Source organism: Dyadobacter sp. CECT 9275 (assembly GCF_907164905.1).
GTDB classification, from domain to species: domain Bacteria; phylum Bacteroidota; class Bacteroidia; order Cytophagales; family Spirosomataceae; genus Dyadobacter; species Dyadobacter helix.
The window spans coordinates 891,244-909,312 of sequence record NZ_CAJRAF010000001.1; the positions used below are offsets into that span (position 1 = coordinate 891,244).

At 44.1% G+C, this 18,069-nt stretch carries 17 protein-coding genes; 8 read left to right on the forward strand and 9 right to left on the reverse strand.

Annotated elements, in window-relative coordinates; translation table 11 throughout:
- Positions 1-70: 70 nt before the first annotated feature.
- The 3 genes from KOE27_RS03635 to KOE27_RS03645 all read left to right on the forward strand — a co-directional run bounded on the left by KOE27_RS03635 (position 71) and on the right by KOE27_RS03645 (position 1,893).
- Positions 71-691, forward strand: coding sequence for a response regulator transcription factor (locus KOE27_RS03635; protein WP_215237481.1), 621 nt, complete (start codon positions 71-73; stop codon positions 689-691).
- A gap of 95 nt (positions 692-786) precedes the next feature.
- Positions 787-1,317 (forward strand): RNA methyltransferase, encoded by a 531-nt coding sequence (locus KOE27_RS03640; protein ID WP_215237482.1) that lies wholly within the window; start codon positions 787-789, stop codon positions 1,315-1,317.
- Between the two features lie 153 nt (positions 1,318-1,470).
- Positions 1,471-1,893, forward strand: coding sequence for a histone H1/H5 family protein, HCT subfamily (locus KOE27_RS03645; protein WP_215237483.1), 423 nt, complete (start codon positions 1,471-1,473; stop codon positions 1,891-1,893).
- Positions 1,894-2,142: 249 nt separating this feature from the next.
- On the opposite strand, the gene KOE27_RS03650 is transcribed toward KOE27_RS03645, so the two are convergent.
- Positions 2,143-3,366, reverse strand: a complete 1,224-nt coding sequence (locus KOE27_RS03650; RefSeq protein WP_215236942.1) for an IS110 family RNA-guided transposase — start codon at positions 3,364-3,366, stop codon at positions 2,143-2,145.
- A gap of 154 nt (positions 3,367-3,520) precedes the next feature.
- Here KOE27_RS03650 and KOE27_RS03655 point away from each other — a divergent pair, with 154 nt between their 5' ends.
- From KOE27_RS03655 to KOE27_RS03665, 3 genes are all read left to right on the forward strand, one after another.
- Positions 3,521-5,206, forward strand: coding sequence for a lamin tail domain-containing protein (locus tag KOE27_RS03655; protein ID WP_215237484.1), 1,686 nt, complete (start codon positions 3,521-3,523; stop codon positions 5,204-5,206).
- A gap of 233 nt (positions 5,207-5,439) precedes the next feature.
- Complete coding sequence (locus KOE27_RS03660; protein WP_215237485.1) at positions 5,440-6,585, forward strand: glycoside hydrolase family 18 protein; 1,146 nt, start codon at positions 5,440-5,442, stop codon at positions 6,583-6,585.
- A 2-nt stretch (positions 6,586-6,587) separates the two neighbouring features.
- Positions 6,588-7,367 (forward strand): ThuA domain-containing protein, encoded by a 780-nt coding sequence (locus KOE27_RS03665; protein WP_215237486.1) that lies wholly within the window; start codon positions 6,588-6,590, stop codon positions 7,365-7,367.
- Positions 7,368-7,414: 47 nt separating this feature from the next.
- Here KOE27_RS03665 and KOE27_RS03670 read toward each other — a convergent pair whose 3' ends face one another.
- Positions 7,415-8,473, reverse strand: a complete 1,059-nt coding sequence (locus KOE27_RS03670) for an agmatine deiminase family protein (protein WP_215237487.1) — start codon at positions 8,471-8,473, stop codon at positions 7,415-7,417.
- Positions 8,474-8,642: 169 nt separating this feature from the next.
- On the opposite strand from KOE27_RS03670, the gene KOE27_RS03675 reads away from it, so the two are divergent.
- Positions 8,643-9,536 (forward strand): sterol desaturase family protein, encoded by an 894-nt coding sequence (locus KOE27_RS03675; protein WP_215237488.1) that lies wholly within the window; start codon positions 8,643-8,645, stop codon positions 9,534-9,536.
- Between the two features lie 19 nt (positions 9,537-9,555).
- Here the strand turns inward: KOE27_RS03675 and KOE27_RS03680 are convergent, their stop codons facing one another.
- The 6 genes from KOE27_RS03680 to KOE27_RS03705 form a co-directional block, all read right to left on the reverse strand.
- Positions 9,556-10,665: an AEC family transporter gene (locus KOE27_RS03680; RefSeq protein WP_215237489.1), complete on the reverse strand. Its 1,110-nt coding sequence runs from the start codon at positions 10,663-10,665 to the stop codon at positions 9,556-9,558.
- Between the two features lie 113 nt (positions 10,666-10,778).
- Positions 10,779-11,966, reverse strand: coding sequence for a pyridoxal phosphate-dependent aminotransferase (locus KOE27_RS03685; RefSeq protein WP_215237490.1), 1,188 nt, complete (start codon positions 11,964-11,966; stop codon positions 10,779-10,781).
- 944 nt (positions 11,967-12,910) lie between these two features.
- Positions 12,911-13,810 (reverse strand): carbon-nitrogen hydrolase, encoded by a 900-nt coding sequence (locus KOE27_RS03690; RefSeq protein ID WP_215237491.1) that lies wholly within the window; start codon positions 13,808-13,810, stop codon positions 12,911-12,913.
- 52 nt (positions 13,811-13,862) lie between these two features.
- The gene (locus KOE27_RS03695; RefSeq protein WP_215237492.1) at positions 13,863-14,849 is read right to left on the reverse strand and encodes a glycosyltransferase family 9 protein; all 987 of its coding nucleotides are present in this window, start codon (positions 14,847-14,849) and stop codon (positions 13,863-13,865) included.
- A 3-nt stretch (positions 14,850-14,852) separates the two neighbouring features.
- A complete protein-coding gene (locus KOE27_RS03700) occupies positions 14,853-15,758 on the reverse strand; it encodes a lysophospholipid acyltransferase family protein (protein ID WP_215237493.1) in 906 nt (301 codons plus the stop codon).
- Between the two features lie 107 nt (positions 15,759-15,865).
- Positions 15,866-16,765: a lysophospholipid acyltransferase family protein gene (locus KOE27_RS03705; RefSeq protein WP_215237494.1), complete on the reverse strand. Its 900-nt coding sequence runs from the start codon at positions 16,763-16,765 to the stop codon at positions 15,866-15,868.
- Positions 16,766-16,869: 104 nt separating this feature from the next.
- On the opposite strand from KOE27_RS03705, the gene KOE27_RS03710 reads away from it, so the two are divergent.
- Positions 16,870-17,211 (forward strand): hypothetical protein, encoded by a 342-nt coding sequence (locus tag KOE27_RS03710; RefSeq protein WP_215237495.1) that lies wholly within the window; start codon positions 16,870-16,872, stop codon positions 17,209-17,211.
- On the opposite strand, the gene cobA is transcribed toward KOE27_RS03710, so the two are convergent.
- On the reverse strand, positions 17,212-17,979 hold the full coding sequence (gene cobA, locus KOE27_RS03715; RefSeq protein ID WP_215237496.1) for a uroporphyrinogen-III C-methyltransferase: 768 nt from the start codon (positions 17,977-17,979) through the stop codon (positions 17,212-17,214).
- Positions 17,980-18,069 lie beyond the last annotated feature (90 nt).

Sequence of the window (18,069 nt, forward strand, 5' to 3'; positions counted from 1 at the left end):
GAAATTTGATCGTTTACTCTAACTTTGATGTTGGCGTATTCCCATACTTATTTGTACATAAAACCCATTCATGAAACACATACTAATTGCCGAAGACCATGCTGTGGTAAGAATCGGGACAAAACATCTTCTTCAATCTTTGATCCCGGACGCAGTCGTTTCGGACGTAGACGATTTTGATAAAATTATTCAGGCGATCGACGTTCAGTACTATGATCTTCTTATCCTGGATATTAACATTCCCGGGGGTAACAATACGAAGATGGTAGAGCTGATCCGTGCTAAATCTCCGTCAATAAAGATCCTGATGTTTTCCAGTTATGATGAACAGTTGTATGGACTGTTGTACCTGCAGGCAGGTGCAGACGGTTATTTGTCCAAGGATGCGCCTGAGGAGGAGTTTAAATCCGCGGTTCTCAGCGTTTTGAACAACAGAAAATACATGAGCCAGGATATGCAACAGCTCAATATCAATCGGCTTATAAATCCTAAGGAGTTTATGCCGGATCCGGTTGTGACGCTTTCTCCCAGGGAAACAGATGTTATGAATTTGCTGAAGGAGGGTCTGGGTACAGCGAAAATCGCTGAAAAGCTTAACTTACAGCTTTCTACTGTCAGTACTTACAAGGCCAGGATTTTTGAGAAACTGGGAGTTAAAAATATAGTTGAGCTTATCACCAAGATTAAATAGCTTACCAAATTAAAAAAGCCCCATCGCCGTTAATTGGTGATGGGGCTTTTTGTTTATTTTGAAGTCCTGTTCACAGTACTAACACATTTGATCGAATGAGAAAACTGATGGTGGAGGAGATGAACCGGTTGTCGGTGGAGGAATTTAAGAATTCTGATAAATTTCCTTATGTAATCATTCTTGATAACATCAGAAGTCTGAATAACGTTGGGTCGTTTTTCAGAACGGCTGATGCTTTCAGGGCTTCAAAGCTAATTTTAGGAGGATATACCCCGCAGCCCCCGCACCGTGAAATTACAAGGAGTGCTCTTGGTGCGGAAGTATCAGTGGCATGGGAGAAGGCGGAAAACCTGCTGGAGCCCATAGCGGAGCTGAAATTACAGGGATATAAAATATTTGCAGTAGAACAGGCAGAAGGAAGTATTTTACTTCAGAACTTTGAGCCGGAGGCAGGATCGCCCGTTGCTTTTGTTTTTGGAAATGAGGTAGAAGGCGTTTCAGATGAAATCATTGACGCTTGTGATGCCTGCCTGGAAATACCGCAGTTTGGTACCAAACATTCTTTCAATGTGGCGGTATCTGCCGGTATCATTTTGTGGAAGTATGTCGAAAAAAAGATAACATAAATATAATACGATAAATTTGGTGATCTGGAAATAAAAACTTGACTTTGTAAGTTTAAGTCTGGGGTTTTGATTTAAGGATATTTATCTGATTGTCAGATCTATCCGCATTGCTTCAGGTGGGATATATTAGTAATCAACTATTTTTATGAATTTATGAAATCGGCAACCAAAAAATTATCAACGGAGATCGCAGAAACCCTTACCGGGAAAATTGATAATGTTATCTCAGGTTCAAAAAAAATTAAGAAATCAATAGAGAAGGCTGCTGAAAAACTGGCGAAAAAGGTTGCGAAGTTTGAAAAGGACGAACTGAAAAGAAAAGCCAAAGAAGCAAAAAAGTCGGAAAAAAAAGGAAAAGAAAAGGCTGGTAATAAGCAGAAAGCAGATAAGAAAAAGGTGAAGAAAACGGGTCAGATCGCGGATATCGTGGCTACAGTTACCGCAAAAGTACCAGTTGAGCGTCCAAAGACTGTCCCAAAACCTGCACCGGCCCCTGTAAAAACACCAAGGACCACTAAAAGTAAAGTTGTTCCCCCGGCACCGGTGGCGGTGATTACCGAAACGGAGTCTAACTAAATGTAATACCTTTAAGGAAGTTAATTACGAGAGCCTGACCCCGGGGAGGATTAGGCTCTCTTTTTTTTCTGAAAGTCTCTTCTGAACCCGAATACCCACAGCAATCCCAAGATCGCAGATCGATCTAAGCGATTTTCCTCTTAGAGAAAAATTTTTTCTACGTGCTCTATGGCAACAGCTGTGGGTGCTTAGCGTCTGTTATCAGTTTTGTTAACGGGGTATAGTCCACCAAAAAAAGCCTCGACCTTTCTATTGGGACGCTAATATTTTCAACTTTCTCACCCGGTTTTCCAACCGTTGGATTTCAGCTTTCCTTCTTTCGATCAGGATTTCAGCTTTCAGGGTTGGTTCCTTGTAAGGTAGTTTATCCCGAAGGATATGGTATGCAGCTGTTAGTATCTGATGGGCGATAGCCATTGCCGCCTTTTTCTTTCCTCGCCTCTGCGCCAGTTTGTGGTACTTGAATGACAAGAAAGTGTTCAGGGTATGGCTGGCAGCCCAGGAAGCTTCGATCAATGTGGTTTTCAAATAGGTATTTCCGTGGGTTATCCTTGCTGACCTTACTTTACCCGCACTCTCGTTATTTCTCGGGCAGACCCCGGCCCAGGAAGCCAGGTGTTTGTCAGAGAGAAACTGGGACATATCCAGACCGATTTCTGATACGATACCAATAGCTGATTGCCTTGACACACCCGGGATGGTTTGTAGCAATGCGAGCTCGGCCTGCTTATCGGCCAGGCAAAGTTCTATCTGCTGGTCAAGCTGGCTGATGAGCTCGTCTAAGGCATGCATCGTCTGGATAATCAAGCTCAACATAAAACGGTGGCGTTCACAGAAGCGGCCGTAAAGTGCTTGCTGCAAAGCTTGCTTTTTGTTCACCAGCGAACCTTTGGCCTGGTTTGATAACACAACAGGATCGGTAACACCGGCCAATAACAAATCTATAATCCCCTGCCCGGTTTTGGAAAACACATCGCTGACCACGCTGCCGAGCTTAATGTTGGCATCCTCTAAGATATTTTGTAAGCGATTCTTTTCCCTGCTGCGCTCATTGACCAGCTTTTTACGGTGTCGCAGCAATGTTCTTAGCTCTCGCACCCAGCTTTCGGGGACAAAACTATGCCGGAGAAGACCACTCAAAAGTAGTTTAGCGATCCATTCAGAATCCTTTTTATCGGTTTTATGGCCGGGAACATTCTTGATATGACGGGCATTAACCAAAATAATCTCAAAGCTGCCTTCCAAAACATAATATACAGGCCGCCAGTAAACGCCGGTACTCTCCATAGCAATATGGGTAATCTGGTGGTCCTCAAGCCATTGCAACAACTCTTCCAGATCTTTGGTGAACGTGGCGAAGGTCCGGGTTTCTTCCTTGATTCCAGTTCCTTTGATCGAAGCAACTACTGTATCTTTGTGTACGTCCAGGCCACAACCTCGGGCTATGAGCTGGGGGAATTCTACTACTGCCATGTCGTTTGATAGGTTGGTCTCTATTTAAACGACTTTCATGCGCGTGGGTGAATTCCCCAATTCATAATTGTTTTGTTTTATCTGACCGAATACCGTTACCACTACCTGGAAAATACGTATAAGGGGTGTTGATCACACACTAACTCAGACGTATATGAACAGGATTTTATCCCTCGCGTTCTTTTTATTGCTCCTCACGATTCGTCAGGGCGCTGCACAGCGCTACAATGATATTCTGATAACGGAGATCATGGCCGATCCAAGTCCGGCTGTGGGTCTTCCGGAAGTGGAATACATTGAACTTTATAACAGGACTGATAAGCAAATTTCATTCAAAAACTGGCATCTGAATTTGGGATCAAAAAAGATACCCATGCCGGATTCTGTGCTGGGAGGTCATGAACATGTGGTTATAAGCCAGAAAAATAATGCGGTTAAATTTCAAGGCCTGGCAAAAAGCTGGGGGGTAAACGGCTTTTCACTGGTAAATGAAAACGGGCTGATCGCAATTTACAACAGCCGGAACCAGCTTGTTTGTGCCACAGATTATAAAGCGGGCTGGTGGGCCCCTGAAAAACGGGATGGAGGGTATGCACTGGAAATGGCCGATATTGAGGCACCTTGCACCGGCAGGAAGAACTGGGATGTTTCTTCAGATGCGCATGGAGGTACCCCCGGAAGAAAAAACAGCCTTAGCCGCCCTGTTTCTGACAAAATAGCGCCATGGCCGGAGCGGGTTGATCTGAATTCTGCCAGGGAGCTGCTGGTATATTTCAATGAGACCATTGACAGCGCAAGTGCGGTCAATACAATCAATTTTAGTATTCAGGGAAGGGATGTCCTGGATGCGGAGGTAGAAATGCCCCTGTTCAGGCAATTGAAACTGACGCTTCATGATGCTCTGGCCGATAATCAGAGATATACGCTTACGATCAAAAATATATCAGATTGTGCTGGCAATATTCTCCGGCAGGCGGTAATGGATATTGCATTGCCGATTGGTGCGGATTCGGGCGACGTGGTACTCAACGAAATATTATTTAATCCCCGCGACAACGGAGTCGATTTTGTAGAGGTATACAACCGGTCGGCAAAGTATATTTCCTTAAAGGATTGGTCTTTGGGTAATATCAAAAAGGGCAATCCTGACGCATTCGAATCATTAACTGCCCAAAATTTTGTAATGCCGCCCGGTTCCTTTCTCGCATTATCTGCAGATTCGGATGTTGTGCGGGAACAGTATCCGGTAGAAGTTACAAGAAGTTTTCTGGAAATGGAAAGATTTCCGGTTTATGCCAATACAACCGGAGGGGTGGTACTGAGGGATGCTCAACAGCGGATTGCCGACAGGTTTGATTATGCAGAAAGCATGCATAGCGTTTTACTCAACAGTGTGGAAGGAGTTTCGTTGGAAAAGGCAGATGCCTCAAAAAGCTCGCAGGAGTCCGGAAACTGGCGGTCGGGGTCAGGTGTAACGGGATACGCAACACCGGGTTACAGAAATTCGCAAGTTTACGCAATGAATGAAGAGGAATTTGTAAGGTTTCAGCAGAGCGGGGTGAGTCCAAATGGCGATGGACAGGATGATCAGGCTGTTTTTGATTACCAGTTTTCAGGAGCAGGTAATTTTTGTAATATGAAGATTTTTGATATCCAGGGAAGGCTGGTTAAAAGCCTGTTACAAAATCAATCCGTTGCTGCCAGCGGGCAGGTTGTCTGGGACGCTACCGATAATAAAAATACGGTGGTCGCACCGGGCTATTATCTCCTGCTTACAGATGTCTGGAATGCTTCGGGAAGCACGCGTAAATTCAGGAACCGTGTAGTGGTGGCCCGCTGAAGTATTCTCCTCTAATCTCATAGCGTTTAAGAAACAGTTAACTGATTGTAGTTTGAATTAATCAGGATAGCGGACGGCGTAGGTCCTTGTTGCTACCCGATTTATTTACATTCGCTAAAAGAAATCAGTATACGATAAGGGTTTGGCTCTCTTTAAAATGTCTTTATCCAGAAGACTTTACATGTAAAACTGTAAAGCTCTGGCTTATTTGATATTTTCACCAATCCCGACTTATGAACTTCAAGAATTCTCCGATCCGTTCCGTCCTGCTTTTGCTTATTTATGTTCCGTTTCTGGCAGGATGCAGTCAGAAATCAGAGAAAAGGGAAACAGTACCTAAACCGGTGGTTATCGGTTACGTGGGTGGGTTCAGAGGATTGGTCAATACGGATGAAATAGATGCAGCTAAGCTCACGCATATTAACTATGCCTTCGTAGATATCAAAAATGGCAACGCATTTCTGACCAACGAGAAAACGGATAGTACTAATTTCAGAAAACTTAATTTGTTCAAAAAGACAAATCCTGATCTCAAAATCCTGATATCCATAGGAGGCTGGGCCTGGAGCGAAAACTTTTCGGATGCGGTACTGACAGATTCGTCCCGAAAGGTTTTTGCAGCAAGTTCCGTGGAAATTATCAGAAAATACAAACTGGATGGTGTAGACATAGATTGGGAATACCCGGGTATGCCAGGTGAAGAAGATAATGTTTACAGGCCGGAGGATAAGCAGAATTTCACCTTGATGTTTGAAGCGATCCGGAAGGAACTGGATGTGCTGGAAAAGGAAACCGGTCAGGAAAAGCTCCTGACAACCGCCGTAGGTGGTTTTGCCAAATTTCTGGAACACTCCGAAATGGATAAGGCATCCGCATACCTGGACTACATCAACCTGATGACCTATGATTTATTTGTTGGCGATACTGCTGTAAACCATGCTGGGTTGTATCAAAGTAAATTTTACACTTCTGACCGGAATGCGGATCATTGTGTGAAAGCATTCGTAGCCGCAGGGGTACCGGTTGAAAAGCTGGTGTTGGGTATACCTTTTTACGGACGCTCATTCACTGTTGATAAAAATGCCAAAATTCCACTAGGTCAGAAGTTTACGAAACAAGCCTATATAGACGGGTATAGTTACATTAAAGATAGCCTTGTCAACAAAAAAGGTTTTAAGGAGTATCGGGATGAGGTTGCAAAGGTGCCCTATATTTTTAATTCGCAAACAGGTGAGATGATCAGTTATGAGGATGAAGAATCGCTGAAGGAGAAATGCAAATATGTTAAAGATAACAAACTTGCCGGAGTGATGTTCTGGGAGACTACATCCGATCCTAAGGGTTATCTGCTTAATGCTATCAATCAATCATTCAGATAACTATGTATCGGATACTATTTACAATGATGTTGTTTGCTGGTGTAATGGCAGGCAATCGGCAACTGGCCGCCCAGACTCCCAAGTTCAGGGTGTTGGCTATGTATGAGAATGGCGGACATCATGTGGCTTATTCCAGGGAAGCAAAAGTATGGCTGGATAAACTCGCTTCTGATGCGCAGTTTAGCATCGATTATATCCAGAATACAGATCAAATAAATGATGCGTTTCTGGTTAATTATCAGCTTATTATCCAATTGGATTATGTCCCATATGCCTGGAAACCCGAAGCGGTAACTGCTTTTGAAAGGTACATAAGTGAAGGAAAGGGTGGCTGGATCGGTTTTCACCATGCCACCCTGCTGGGTGAATTTGACGGATATAAGATGTGGCCCTGGTTTTCTGATTTCATGGGCGGTATTCGTTATAAAAACTATATTGCCACTTTTGCGCAGGCAACTGTAAAAGTGGAGGATCATAGACATCCGGTTATGAAAGGTATATCCCGCTCATTTCAGGTCAAAAAAGAGGAATGGTATATCTACGATAAAAGTCCGCGTCCCAATGTGCATGTGATAGCCAGCGTGGACGAGACGACCTATTCGCCGGATTCAGATATCAAAATGGGAGACCACCCGGTGATCTGGTCCAATCCCAGGATGAAGGCGAGAAATGTTTATATTTTTATGGGCCATTCACCTGTATTATTTGAAAGCGAGGACTATAAAAGGCTGTTCAAAAATGCTATTTTCTGGGCAGCTGCCGGTATGCGTCATAAGAGGTGATGACGTAAGTATGCGGCAGACTGCGGGACTACCGCTTTTTTTACCCTTTAAACCAGAGGCTCCTGCTGGCTCAGGCAATGGAAACTTCCCTGGCCCCAGATAATTTCCGTAGCGGGCAGGGGAATCACTTCTCTTGCCGGGAATGCTTTTTCCAGAATATCCACGGCAACCTGGTCGTTGGGGTTATTGAAAACCGGCACAATCACACCTGCGTTGCATATCAGAAAGTTGGCATAGGAGCCCGGTGTCCGAAAGCCATCGATTACAACAGCCTCAGGCATAGGCAACTCGATGATATTGAGCTGTTTGCCGTTGAGCAGCCGCATCTTTTTGAGCATTTGCAGATTGGTATCTAATATTTTATGATTTTCATCGCCTGGGTTATATTCAACACAGGCAACCACGGTATCTTCATTAACAAAACGCGTGGTATCGTCAATATGCCCGTCGGTATCGTCTCCCGCAATACCATCTTCTACCCATAACACCTGCCCGGCTCCGTAGAAATCGAACAGGTACTGTTCAATTTCAGCCTGATTAAGATGCGGATTACGGTTTTTATTGAGCAGGCAGGATTTGCTGGTCAGGATGGTTCCGGCCCCGTTAAATTCTACTGAGCCCCCCTCCATAATAATACCCGGGCTCACGAAGGGTAATCCGAGGTAGGAGGCAATTGCTTGCGGTGTCCGGTTGTCGTCGTCAAATGGCGGATACTTTCCTCCCCATGCATTATGGCCCCAGTCTACTACCATCCGCTCCCGGGTGCCAGGATTAATCAGAAACGCCGGACCGTGGTCGCGGCACCAGGCATCGTTAGTGGGTTTTACAACGAATTCAATTTTGGAAAGATCAACCTCCTGCTTGTCAAGTTCAGCCATGATGAATGATTTCAGCGTTTCATCATGCGCGACTATCCCCACATTTTCGGCCCTGCTGATCGCCTTTATAAATGCAAGATACTGAGGCCGCATTCTGGCCAGTCTGTTACCCTGCCACGACGATTCATTGTGCGGAAAGGTCAGCCAGGTGGCTCTGTGCGGATGCCATTCAGGCGGGAAAAAAAATCCGGATGTTTGGGGTATGTATGTGTTTAAATTGGCAGACACGGTATTTTACTGTATGAGTGAGCTGACTTAATGAAGATGTAAAGTTCGTAAAAGGTTCAATTTTAAAAAGGATAATGCTGGATTGTATCTCGTAAATACCTGATTAATTTCCTGAAACATATACATTTGTATTCATTGTGACCATAACTTCATCAGCGAAAATATATTTATGAAAGATGTTATTTACTATGCCATACCATTTTTTGTAATATCGATCATAGTCGAAATTCTGTATTTCAGGCACCTCAAAAGTCATGAGGATCATTTTGATACACGAGATACCGTAGGAAGTTTGTCGATGGGGATCGGCAACGTTCTGACCGGTCTTATTTCAAAGGGTGTTGTTTTCGGAGCGCTGATTCTGTTTTATAAATATCATTTTTTCGAGCTGAACAGAAGTACCTGTTGGTACTGGGTTGCCATTTTTTTTGCTGATGACTTCAGCTATTACTGGTTTCACAGGGCCAGCCATATGGTCAGGTACTTTTGGGCCTCCCATGTGGTACACCATTCCTCTCAGTTTTATAACCTGGGTACGGCATTACGACAGACCTGGACCGGCAATATCACCGGTGCATTTATTTTTTATTTATGGATGCCATTGGTCGGCTTTCATCCGGCGGATATTTTTCTCATGCAGACCATCAGCCTGATCTACCAGTTCTGGATACATACTGAGGCTATTGGCCGCCTGCCATGGTTTCTTGAGTATATATTCAATACACCCTCACACCACAGGGTGCATCATGGGTCCGACGTGCAATACTTGGATAAAAACCATGCAGGTGTACTCATTATTTGGGACAGGATGTTTGGTACATTTCAGCAGGAAATGGAGCGGCCGCATTACGGATTGACCAAAAACCTGGCAGGTCATAATCCTATTCAAATTGCCTTTCATGAATGGTATGATATGGTAAAAGATATATCCAGGGCACCTGACCTCAAAGCAGCATTGGGGTATATCTTCGGCCCGCCAGGGTGGAGCCACGACGGCTCTCGAATGACTTCAAAACAGTTACAGGAAAAAAGAAGCCAAAACCGGGCGAGGGATAAGGAATGAAATGGTCGCCGGTAAAATATTACCGGGTCATCTCCTCCTGTTTGGAAACCTTCAAAAATATTTTGGAGAGCGCATTGGGAAGCAATCCCAGGCATATTAGAATGAGCCCGGCAGTCACCAGTCTGGTTATGTCGGTAAAGAACGGGCCGGATGAAAGTACTGCGAGGATCAGGGTTGTGGAAAAAGGTAAGGAAAATGCAAGCAAAAGGACCGCCAGTTCAAGGTCAAAAGTGCGTTTTTCTTTGGGTAATGACCTGGCGTCTTCCCGCAGGTTAAAAGCTGAAATATGCGCCAGGGGCCAGAAACTTGCTGCACTCAGTGGAATGACAATCGCTAACAGGATCATGGAAACATCATCCAGGTGGAGTACATATATCATTCCGGCGCTGATCAGCATGGTAATACCCGCGCGGAAAAACAGAATACTCATTACAAGTCTTTTCTTCCCCTCTTTGAGTTGTACGGCCAGTCCTATGAAAAGTAAGACCAGGGGAGTCATCAGTGCACTAGTCTTATCCAGCAGGTCTGTCACTACAGAAGGCAAACTTTTGTAATTGACACCAAGGCTTAGCAGGAAGATGGCCAGGAAAATCAGAAGGTTGATCGGCTCCTGAAACATGCTTACAAAGAGGCTTTTCAGCTTGCTGCTTATTTTCGTGTCTTTGTCCTCGCTGTTTTTCAGGAACATGTTCATTGCAAGGATGTAAAGTGATATCAAAACAAAAAATTTGTTTCCGACATCGGCGAGAGCAGCTATGGCGAGGCTTTTTTCTCCCAGAAACTCGGCTATTAACGGGAAGCAGGAAAGGCCCGGAGCGAGTGATGGGATGAGCATCAGAAGGGTTCTTCCGGTGGGGCTGTTCTTTTCAATGCCAAAAAGGGTAAGTCCAATGGGCGCTGAAAAAAACATCAGGAAGTTAAAGACCAATGTGATGAGCGGAATGAAGATCATCGAGGAGTCGATTTCGATCTTCATCAGCGATATAAAAATGGTTGAGGGAAGCGCTACGGAAAGAATGATTTCTTTAATTCCGTTCGTCTGTTCCCGATTTCTGAACTTTCCCTTTAATAAAAGGCCCAGGCCAATTAATAGTAGAAGCGTTATGGTTTTTTGTAATGCATCACTCATGACAAAAATAATAATCCTGATCCGGTAGTGACGGTAACGGGGTATCACACACTTAAGGCCAAAATGTTCCCCGCTGTCATCCGGACATTCTTTTGATGAAGAATCCTCCCTTCTTAACTGAGCTGCCCCAGCGCATTTACGAATACCTTCATTTCTTCCATTGTGCCGATACTCACCCGGCACCACGGCCTGTTCTGGATATCAAATGCCCTTATACCAATACCCTTCGTCGTCATTTTTGACAATAATTCTTCTCCCGGGATTGTGACAGGAAACAGCACAAAATTGGTATAAGAGGGGATGTATTTGTATCCCAGTTTATCCAGGTTTTTATAAAGGTATTGTTTTGCTTCGTGGTTAAGTTTGCGTGTAACATTCTGGAAATCCTTGTCGTCGAGACTGGCTGAAGCGGCAAATACGGAGGTGTAAGAAATACCCATCCCACCGCGGGTAATTTTATTTATCTTTTCCAGAAAAGCCGGCAAAGCCGCCATATAGCCTACGCGCAAACCAGCCATCCCCATGATTTTAGAGAAGGTACGGGCCACGATCACGTTTTTCTTTTCTGCCAGAAGCGAAACCATGCTTTGGGTATCTGCCCCCACGGCCAGTTCGATGTAAGCCTCATCCACAAATACCGGTACTTTTTCGGATACCCGCGAACAAAAATCGAGCAGATCCTTGCCTGTCGTAATTGCTCCCGTGGGGTTGTTAGGGTTGCAGACGTACACAAGCCTGGTGTTTTCGTCTACAGCCGCTTCCATGGCTTTGAGGTCATGCGACCAGTCGGCCGTACAGGGGACTGCTTTCCATGTAGCACCCACCGATTCTGCCACTTTAATCAGAGACATATAACAGGGGTCTGCCGAAACCACATTGCCACCGTTCATAAAGAGTACCATCGCTACTTTTTCCAGCAGATCGGAAGAGCCGGGGCCCATCATAATATGATCGGTAGGTACTCCTTCCTTTTTGGCGATTTTGTCAACCAGGTCAAACATTTCTTTCCAGGCATAACGGTTGCCATTTTTAACCGAATCCATCACCGCTTTTTGGGCTGACTGAGGCGGGCCATACGGATTTTCGTTGGCATTAAGTCTGGTGAGTAGCTTCGGAGCCTTGAAACCGGCTGGTAAAAAATGCTCTCTTACCATCGGGCTGCGGTAAATGCGGTGCTCGGGGTCTAGCGAAAATGGTGCGTCTGCGAAAGCTCCCATGCTCAGGTGGGGTGCCAGAGCCATTCCTCCGATGGCCATTAAGCCTGATTTTAACAGATTCCTGCGGTCTATTTTTGGATTCATTGCGCGCTGAGTTTAGAAAGTTTTAATCATCGGTGGTGAAGAGGTGCGTCCAGGAATCTAATTTACGATTTCGTTTCCATAATCTGATATATCGCAAAGAGAATCATTGCTTTATGCGAAATTTAAAGTACTGGGGAAGTATTAAAATCAACGTTTTGGCGGAAGGGAAGCGTATGGAAGCTCAACAGTAGGGAGTGGGAGAGATGTCCTTTTCTGAATACCGTTTTAAAGGTAAAAAGTTATGGCTGTGTGGTGCCCACGTTGCTGTGCGCCGCACACACGTTCACGTGGACAAATCAAACACAGCCATAAGCTTGCACAACTGCTTTTCCGGAAAGCAATACCCTCTTTAATCGAGGACAAACAGCCGGTCCATAAGGGTAGACGATCAACTTCCAGACCCTGATGGATATCAATGTTTGTCCCTGTTACAGGGATTTAATATTAAAATTATAAATGCCGGGATTGGAAATGAATGCTTCATGTTTCAGCGATGCTTCCATTCATATCAATTATCCCCCCTGCATTCAGATATATTCAGTGCGGCTAAAATACATCTGGTATCTTGGAGTCTTGCTATTGATTTAATAACAGATCAAATATACTGACTATGTGAAAAAATACAATATAAATTATCTTAAAAATAATTTTATCTGCAATAATAGTTGGCTATTGTGGTTTCGGATAAAATTTATTGAAATAATCCTTTATTTTTTATTAAAAATTTTATTCTACCAGCCTCCGTAGTTCCGAATTTGGAATTGTAATGAATATTTAGGTATAATTTGTTTATAATCAGTTAGTTGTGTTTATTTTTTGAGGTGGCCAGTATGGATTGCAGGTTTTTATTTTCAACCTACCATATATATGCTTCAACGCAAAGGAGAGCCACCTGAGCGACTCTCCTTTACTAATTCTTAGAAACAATTACGGTTACCGGTGAGCTACTGGTCTATAAACCTTTTCAATATGGGCTGATAGGAATCCACACGGCGGTCGCGCAGGAAGGGCCACGTGGTACGGTACTGGTCCAGTTTGTCAAGATCCAGGGTTTCGGTATGAATGACTTCTTTATCATGGGGGGCCAGGTATAAAAGTCTTCCCTGGGGGTTGGCAATAAAGGAACCGCCCCAGAACTGCTGGTCGGCCTCGCGGCCCACACGGTTGACCGAAACCACATAGATTCCGTTAGCAACTGCATGCCCTCTTTGTATGGTTTGCCAGGCGCCATATTGTTCTTCATTGATAACCGGATCCTTTTCGTTGGTATCCCAGCCAATTGCAGTGGGGTAAAACAGAATATCTGCACCCATGAGGCTGGTGATCCGGGCAGCTTCCGGATACCATTGATCCCAGCATATCAGTACTCCTATTTTCGCGAATTTTGTCTCAAAAATCCGATAGCCCGTTTTGTCGGTTTCTCCTGGCAGGGGTGCATCCCCAGGGGTAAAATAGAATTTTTCATAGTAGCCAGGGTCATCAGGGATGTGCATTTTTCTGTATTTCCCCAGATACGTACCGTCTGCGTCCAAAACAGCGGTAGTATTGTGGTACAAACCTTGAGCACGTTTTTCAAATAGGGAAGCGATAATCACAACATGAAGTTCTTTGGCAAGCTCGCCAAGTACCTCAGTGGAAGGGCCAGGAATAGGCTCAGCCAAATTAAAGTTGCTATGATCTTCAACATCGCAAAAATAAAGTGATTTAAAGAGTTCCTGAAGACAAATGACCTGCGCGCCCTGTGCGGCTGCCTCACGAATTTTTTCTACCGCCTTGTTAAAGTTAGCATCGATGTCCGCAGAGCAGCTCATCTGTACGATCCCTATATTAACTTTTTTGTTCATCAATAATGTAGATTATTCAATGGCAAACGAAATGATACCTCACGTGGCAACATTATTTATTGCCGGGTAGTTCTTTGATACTAAAATCGAATGACGACTCGGTCATACATTTAAAGTGTTTTTTCGGGCACTCCTTGTATCCGATCTTGGAACATGGCCTGCAGCGCAGGTTATTATTTTCGATTACTTCAAAAGATGTTTGGTAAGGATACATCCCGAAGGCCGGCAGCGTATTGCCCCAAATGGAATAGGTTCTTTTTTTGAATGCCGCTGCTACATGCATCAGCCCGGTATCATGGGTAAATACTATCAGGGATTGTTTAAGTATCGACGCCGACTGGTTAAAGTTGTACTGGCCGCAGGCATTGTAGACAAGTTCCTTTTCAAAAGAGTCGGTTATTTTTTTTCCGGCGTCAAAATCTTCTTTCCCGCCGAGTAATACAATAGGGTAATTTATTTTTCTGCAAAGCTCGATCATCCGGTTAACCGGCAGTTTTTTGGTACCGTGCTGACCGCCTATGGCATAAGCCACGTATCCGTCCCGATGAGTAATGGGCAGCCATTCCTTTTGAATAATATCTTTATCAGGTATAAAATAATCCAGGCCTTTGTTGTCATTAACGACCTGGAATGAATGGAGCGTCTGAAGATAGCGGTCAACTATATGAATGTCCGGCATCCTGTTGATTTTAAAGGATGTGAGCAAAAACTTCTCGTAATTCAGCTTGGCAAAACTGAACGAGGGAGTGCCGAGGGACAATTTGATCCTTAAAGTTCTGATATTGTTGTGAAGGTCAATAATGTAATCATACTGTTCTTTCTTCAGCTCTCGCAGAAGCTGTCGTGTATCTTTTTTAAGAAGCCATACTTTATCTACGAACGGGTTGTGATCCAGCAAAAATCCGAATTTTTCTTTGGTGAAATAATGTACTACGGCATTTGGGTGTTGTTCCTTGAGGCACCTGACAACAGGAGTGGTGAGAATAATATCTCCAATGGACGAAAAACGCAGTATAAGAAATTTGACAGGCTTGTTCACGTGTTATCTGGCTTCAAGTATCTGGTCCCTTTGTAAAACCTCAGGGCGCTTATGTTTCCAGCGCTTATGGCTCCATAGCCAATTGTCCGGCTGGATGAGAATATCTCGTTCCAGAAGCTCAATTTGTTTTTCTATAATGGCATTTTGGGGTTCATCCTGTGGAGAATCGGTTATTTCTTCCACTTTAATCTCGTAATGGCCACGTTTATCCGAGTCTCGCATGATGGACGCATACAATACCGGTGCATTAAGAGAGCGGGAGATTTTTTCGACTCCCCGGAAAACACCGGTGTCCTGATTCAAAAAGCGGGTCCAATAGGCCTTGCCTGGGTTAGGAGACTGGTCATTTACCAAAAAAAACATAAACGGTTTTTCCCGCTCCGTAATGGCTTGCACATAGGCTTCCCGCATGGGGATGAGCTCGCTCCCAAACCGGGTGCGCACCTGATATATCCAGTTTTCAAAAGTTTGGTTGGCCAGCCTGTGATATACCACCACCACCTGATGCGATAATCTGGCAGCTGCGAACAGGTTGGCCATTTCCCAATTACCCAGATGCCCCATGACCACCACTAGGTTTTTCCCCTGAGAGTAGTACTTGTCGAATAAGTAGGAATTTAAATGGAAGCGTTCAAGGACTTCGTTCCGCGAGATAGAGTTTAACTTTACCGATTCTACCATAATGTCGGTTACATTGCGGTAAAATTTGTTAGCTATGTCTTGTATTTCGTAATCGGCTTTGTCGGGAAAACTGTTTCTCAAATTGGCGAGAACTACTTTTTTTCGGTATCCGGCAATTCTATTAAGGATAAAACTCAGTACATCGGATAGTTTATACAAACTGTTCCAGGACCACCGTGACACAAAACTGATGATTGTAATGGATACTTGTGTCAATATATTATTCATAGGTAATGCGAACTTTGTGCAAAGTTAAGTCATAACAAAAAATTATAGAAATAACTCCTTATTACTTTTAAAAGACGTGTTCGGTTGTCAGTGCATCGTTCTTTTACCTACCCCAGCAATTGTTCAGGTTTTATTGTAGCGGGCCGGCAATGTTTCCAGCGCCGGTGGCTCCACAGCCAGTTATGCGGCTGGTTACAGATATCTTGTTCCAGTATCCTGACTTGTTTTTCCAGAATGCCGTTGGCGGGCATACTTTTTGGCTCATCAGTGATCAGTGAAATTACTACTTTGTAATAACCGCGTTTAAACGGTACCTTACTAAAATCAGCGTATAGGACGGTCAGGTTATAACGGCGGGCGATGGTTTCCACTCCCCGGAAAATTCCGGTATCCTGGTGCAGGAAGTTAGTCCAGAAAGCAGTACGCGGATTGGGAGACTGATCATTGGCAAGTACAACGCAATAAGGCTTGCTTCTGGGCTTTTGCAATTCTCTGAAAATATTATCCATCGGTACAAGCTGTGCTCCAAACCGTGTTCTAAGATCCAGAAACCATTGGTCGGATTTTTTGTTTTGCAACGGCCTGTATACCACTATACACTCATGTGTGAACATCAGGGATGAAAACAGGTTGGCAAGTTCCCAGTTTCCCCGGTGCCCCATGAGATAAATAAGGTTTGTCTTACTTTCGAAAAAACCGTCCATGATGCTGATATCACCTTGCAGACGATCTCTGATCTCGTCAGGAGATGCCGTACGGAATTTGATGGTCTCTACGAGCAGATCAGTGAAATGTGTATAATAGTCTCGGGCTATGGCATGAAGTTCTTCATGCGATTTCTCAGGAAAACTGTTTTGAAGATTTGCCAGTACAACTTTTTTGCGGTAACCACCGATGTCAAAAATGAGCCAGCGCAGTGCATCAGACAACCGAAAGGCATTTTTCCAGGATAATCTTGAAAGTGAATCTAGTATGTAAAAGAGGACCTTGTAGGGTATCTGTGTCATTGAAAATTTTTGTAATGATACAGATATATAAGTTGATAAAATTACAATTAGTATTATTTTGTAAATTTTGTTATTTTCACTTTTGAAAGCAATCGTAATTCGCTGTGTTAGAAGGACTGTTTGATATTAAGAACGATCGCCGCCTGGGTATGTACCTCTACCGGATGGGATTTGGTATGTGGTTGCTTTACCTGGTGCTGGGAGCACCTGCCATGCGAACGTATCTGCATTACCGTACCGACTGCGGTGTACTGTCTTTCGCGCTGATGGTCATTAGTTTTTCCATAGCCATGGTATATGATTATTTTCATAACCCTGTTGCGTATGAAACAAAAAAGAAATGGCTTTTTATTAGCTATGTAGTGCTGGCCGGGGTCATTTATTTTCTGGAATTCAAAGGATCAAATAACTTTCTTGACCTTAAATGGTTACTGAACTTTATGTGATTATTCTTCTTTCTGAAGATCTTCCCTTTTTATCATGTTCTGAATTTTCTCCAAGGAAAGATCCGGAAGGGCTGCCACAGGGCCAATCACAATGATAGCAGGGGAAGCCATTTCGCTGATCCTGGCAAGCGCGGCGATATTACTGATTTTCCCGGTTACCACTTTCTGATTTTCCAGGGTCCCGTTCTGAATGATACTGATCGGAACATCCAGTTTATTGATGCTGGCGTATAAATTCACGATCTCTTCCAGTTTGTGCAGGCCCATTAATACTACTACTGTTGCGGTGGATCTTGCGGCGAGTTCCAGATCTTTTGAAATTTCATGCGCCTTGGTAGTACCGGTTATCACCCAGAAACTTTCGCTCATACCGCGGCTTGTCAGCGGTATGCCGGCCAGCGCGGGTGCGGCGTAACTACTGGAAATACCGGGTATTACTTCGGACTCGATACCATGCTGCGCCGCAAAGACGATTTCTTCATAACCTCTTCCAAAAATAAAGGGATCACCACCTTTTAACCGGATCACTTCGTCGTACCGACTGGCATATTCCAGTATCAGGTTGTTAATATCATCCTGTCCGCAACTGGTTTTTCCAAAACGTTTACCAACCAGAATCTTGACGGTATCTTCAGGACAGTATTCCAGAAGCGAAGGGTGAGCCAGGGAATCGTAAAGCACAACTTTTGCTTTTTGCAGTGCCTTAATTCCTTTTAATGTAATGAGGTCAGGATCACCTGGGCCGGCACCTATTAATGTGAGTTTCATATTTGATGGCCTTTAGCTGCTAGCCATGGGCTGTTAGCTTTGAGGAATTAAAGAGATGGAGCAATATTTATTGCCCCATCTCTTTAATTT

Coding starts and splice junctions, on each gene's coding strand:
- KOE27_RS03685 (WP_215237490.1), bottom strand. CDS start 11,966: ATGAATCCAAAAATAGACCGCAGGAATCTGTTAAAATCAGGCTTAATG.
- KOE27_RS03650 (WP_215236942.1), bottom strand. CDS start 3,366: ATGGCAGTAGTAGAATTCCCCCAGCTCATAGCCCGAGGTTGTGGCCTG.
- KOE27_RS03665 (WP_215237486.1), top strand. CDS start 6,588: ATGTATCGGATACTATTTACAATGATGTTGTTTGCTGGTGTAATGGCA.
- KOE27_RS03640 (WP_215237482.1), top strand. CDS start 787: ATGAGAAAACTGATGGTGGAGGAGATGAACCGGTTGTCGGTGGAGGAA.
- KOE27_RS03635 (WP_215237481.1), top strand. CDS start 71: ATGAAACACATACTAATTGCCGAAGACCATGCTGTGGTAAGAATCGGG.
- KOE27_RS03645 (WP_215237483.1), top strand. CDS start 1,471: ATGAAATCGGCAACCAAAAAATTATCAACGGAGATCGCAGAAACCCTT.
- KOE27_RS03655 (WP_215237484.1), top strand. CDS start 3,521: ATGAACAGGATTTTATCCCTCGCGTTCTTTTTATTGCTCCTCACGATT.
- KOE27_RS03675 (WP_215237488.1), top strand. CDS start 8,643: ATGAAAGATGTTATTTACTATGCCATACCATTTTTTGTAATATCGATC.
- KOE27_RS03705 (WP_215237494.1), bottom strand. CDS start 16,765: ATGACACAGATACCCTACAAGGTCCTCTTTTACATACTAGATTCACTT.
- KOE27_RS03660 (WP_215237485.1), top strand. CDS start 5,440: ATGAACTTCAAGAATTCTCCGATCCGTTCCGTCCTGCTTTTGCTTATT.
- KOE27_RS03700 (WP_215237493.1), bottom strand. CDS start 15,758: ATGAATAATATATTGACACAAGTATCCATTACAATCATCAGTTTTGTG.
- cobA (WP_215237496.1), bottom strand. CDS start 17,979: ATGAAACTCACATTAATAGGTGCCGGCCCAGGTGATCCTGACCTCATT.
- KOE27_RS03690 (WP_215237491.1), bottom strand. CDS start 13,810: ATGAACAAAAAAGTTAATATAGGGATCGTACAGATGAGCTGCTCTGCG.
- KOE27_RS03680 (WP_215237489.1), bottom strand. CDS start 10,665: ATGAGTGATGCATTACAAAAAACCATAACGCTTCTACTATTAATTGGC.